Annotated in this window: 3 protein-coding genes; all 3 read right to left on the bottom strand. The window is 40.7% G+C overall.

The genetic code is table 11. The features are described from left to right. Window positions 1-366: 366 nt before the first annotated feature. Window positions 367-1,038 (bottom strand): replication protein, encoded by a 672-nt coding sequence (locus HMPREF9189_RS11785; RefSeq protein ID WP_001040564.1) that lies wholly within the window; start codon window positions 1,036-1,038, stop codon window positions 367-369. A 68-nt stretch (window positions 1,039-1,106) separates the two neighbouring features. Continuing rightward, complete coding sequence (locus HMPREF9189_RS12365) at window positions 1,107-1,250, bottom strand: CopG family transcriptional regulator (RefSeq protein ID WP_000179765.1); 144 nt, start codon at window positions 1,248-1,250, stop codon at window positions 1,107-1,109. Window positions 1,251-2,173: 923 nt separating this feature from the next. Then, window positions 2,174-3,673: MobV family relaxase (mobV, locus tag HMPREF9189_RS11780; protein ID WP_000315204.1), on the bottom strand; the 1,500-nt coding region annotated here is incomplete at its 5' end.

Below are 3,673 nucleotides of genomic sequence, written 5' to 3'. Positions count from 1 at the left end.
CATAACTTTTACCTCCTCAGGTGGGTCATTCGAGTAGCGAATGACAGACGAGCCGGCAAGCCTATTGCTCGTCTATTGTGATAACATTCTAGCTAGAATTTTAGCACAAATTTCGGCTAACTTCCATGTAAAGTATAACGCACTATACTTTACTTCGTAAAAGTGCGTTCTCCGAAGGCTCTTGCAGAGAGCTAGTCCGCCCACTTTATGCCAGGGCGAACTACAAAAAAAGCCCTCGAATCGCAAGGGCATTTTTTGAAAAATTGGGCGACTTCGATAAGTCACCCAAAGTCATTTTTTCAAAATGACAGTCGGACGGCTTCGCTATTGTCCGACCAAAAAAGCCGACCTCGAAAGGTCTGCTTTTTATTCTTCCTCGCTCAAAACTTCCCCAGTTTCATAATCTACTGACGGAACTGAATTCCCATACTTTCGCTCTTGATAAACTCCGTCAAAATACAATCGAATCAATCCAGTATGAGAACGCAAAACCGAATTGATAACTTTCATATTCGGCAGTCCATACTCTGAACCTTTTGCCATTACAAAATTTTTCAATTCCAAGATATTCGCTAGCCGATGATCTGCAATGATATTGCAGACCTCGTCTAGAATATCATCTTTTTGTTCAGCATCTAACGTCACATAACGGTCAATATCAAAGTTATTGATATGCTTAATATCTGCCTTATCGTACTTGTACTTGTTCTTCTTGATAGCGTCTTTGGACTCATGCGTTAGATACAAATACGTGTTTTCGATATTCAGAACTATCTGAACCATAGCAACACTTTGTTCTCCTAAAGCCCTTTTTATCCTAACCCTTACGCTATCAGCAGTCACAGGATTTTTCGCCACATAAATCACATGATAATGTGCTTTTTTGTAGAGTTGTCCCTCAACATCACTCAAGTCCTTATCATGCAAAGGACTGACCGCCATTGGTACACCAATCAATTCCAATCTCATTTCCCAATCTTCTGGAATTGAATCGGGATAGAGTAGGAAAGTGAAGTATCTTGCTTTTTCTTTCGCCATATGTTATATTTAACCTAAATCAAAAACTTATTGCTGTGCGACCAACACAGCTTTTTTTGTGCCTTTCTTTATTTTTGCATTTTCAAATATTCTTCAAGTGCTAACACAATGATTGCAGACTTAGAAAAGCCTTTACTCTTAGCTAAATCAACTAACATTTGATGTTGTTCGTCAGTAAAACTTACTTGCACTCTTTTTTTATCTGTCGCCATATTATTCTCCTTTTTCGGACTTGTCGCAAGTGTACCACTTTCAATTATTTTTGTCAACACTTTCCCATACTTTTTTAAAAACTCGCCAAAAAACTCGCCAAAATGTCGCCGAAAACTCGCACCCCTCAAACCCTTGTGGCTCTAAGGTTCAAGGCACTTTTTTTCTTAATTTGGCACTCGGCACTTAAAAGGGGGGTCGTAGTAGCCCCCCGATTTTAGATTTTTTCTACGAAAAAATCACCCCATTTTCTCCACCCAAGAAATAAAAAAAGACCCTATCGGGCCAAGCTCTTAAAAACGTATTCGGGGTCTTTACAGCTCGAAGCTGAAGGCAGTCCCACACCCGACACAAAATAGTGCCCTTTGAGCTATCCGTTTCCAGTTGCCCGACAATAAAGAGCTTCACGCCACCGACCGTATCGCTGAGGCGCCTCACTTCGAGTATATCACAAATATCTGTTTTTGACACATAAACTTCAACGTGTTATAATTATATAAACGCTATAGTTCGAGGAAACGAATAGCAAAACGCAAAAAAGGCAGTAGTTCCAGCTACTGCCTTTCTTTTTTGCCCTAAAAAGAACTCAGGCTATTTTTTGTCGCTTTTGTCTTTGATGTACTGAATTAGCCAATCAGCAACTACTTCTGCAGCAACGCCAACCGCAAAAGGAATCAAGACAAGTTCGAGGAAAGTCTTCAAAACGCTCACCTCCAATCTAAGTTCGCGTTACTTAGTGGAAGAACTAGCGACTCTGCTATTATACCATGTCCGCTTGCTTTATTCCATGGTCTATTTGACAACAAGGAACCTAGGTCGTTAGTCTTTGGTTTGTCGGTCAGCTGAACAAAGTTCAGACTGAACCGCCTTAACCAGTCTAACTTGACCTAGCTTATTGTCAAATAGCTTTCACGGCATAAATCGCTCAGATACTCCGCCCTTTTGTAGGCTCATGTCTTGTCCTAGACAGTTCTCGTGTCTCTCTTAAGTTTTCTAAACGCTTATTGAGACTGGTTACTTCTTTTTCTGTTATGACTTCAGAAAGGTCATCTAAGAGATTTTTAGAAACTTTCAACTCCCTGTTTTCTAGCTTTAATGCTTTGTTTTCAGTCTCTAATTGCTGATTTTTCCATTCTGCATGAGATAGGCTATTTTCAAGCCTACTCTTTGCTTCTTTCATGCCTGCTAGTGCATTTCTAAGTAACTCATTTTGATTGACCGCCTGCTCCAGCTTCTCTACAACATCAGACACAAACGTCTTCAGTCGTCCAACAAAATCCGAAGTAAAATTAAAGCCATCGCCAAACAGTTTAGGAGTAGCATTTTCTAATTCTTCCTGCAACTCTTTGGCAACTCGACGTCTATCTAAATCTCTATACGAAATTTTCGATAAGTTACTTGATTGTTCCACCAAAAGTTGCGTTTTTTCTCTATGAGCTCTCTCCAGACGAACCACATCATCGCTCAGACGCTTAGAATCGCTTTTTAACCCCTTTATTTCCTCCTGACGACTATTTACCTCAGAATTTAACTCAGATAGCTCTGAGAGCCTCTCAGAAGCCTCAGAATCGATTTTACCGTATTCGTCAATCTTTTTCTCAAGGACACCCTCTAAACGTCCTAAATCTGCCCTTAAATCGTTTCTATGAGTGTCTAGCCATTTGAAACGCTCTTCCAACGTCGCTTCTCGGATGTTAAATGTCACGTCTGAATCTGCAAACAAAGAACCTATGTCCTCATAATCTTGAATTTCTGACATTGTTGCAGGTCTACGTTCTTCCGTATGCCAATATTTTGGCGCTCCTAAATCTAGCAATTCCTGATTAAGAGCTTCACGCCCCATTTTTTCCTTGTAGTCCGCCACACTCAAATGCTGTTCTTTGCTATCTCGCTTTCCACGTTGCAACTCAAAACCATGCTCATTCATGTACCTTGGCAAATCTTCCTGAATATGCTTTAGCTCCTCACGGTTAAACATAACCTTTGATGACAGCTTACCATTTCTCATTGGCACAATCCCTAAGTGCATGTGTGGAGTACTCTCATCAAGATGTACGCTGGCATAAGCAACGTTGGTTTCTCCGTAATTCTCCGCGAAGTAGTTTTTAGCCGTTTCAAAAAATTTTCTCGTCTGCTCCTGGCCCAACTTTTCAAAAAAATCTTTATCTGACGTAATAATCCATTCATCACACAAAACAGCGTCTTTCCGTATCCCACGTTTAGAACTCTTGTTCTCGTTCACATAGTCCTTAATTTGCCGTTCATACGACACAGAGCGGTCACGATCCGTCAACTCATAGTTGAGGTGTGACCTGCTCGTGTCGATGTCTTTGTTTGAGTGCTTTTCAAAAATCCGTTCATTGTGCTTATGTGCGCCACCCAAATTCCCAACTTTCATTTTCTGCATTCTCGCAACCATGTAGCT

The organism is Streptococcus sp. oral taxon 071 str. 73H25AP (genome assembly GCF_000146755.1).
Taxonomy (GTDB): domain Bacteria; phylum Bacillota; class Bacilli; order Lactobacillales; family Streptococcaceae; genus Streptococcus; species Streptococcus oralis_T.
The sequence above is the reverse complement of the archived record's forward strand: the minus strand, read 5'-3'. Positions and strand labels throughout refer to the sequence as shown.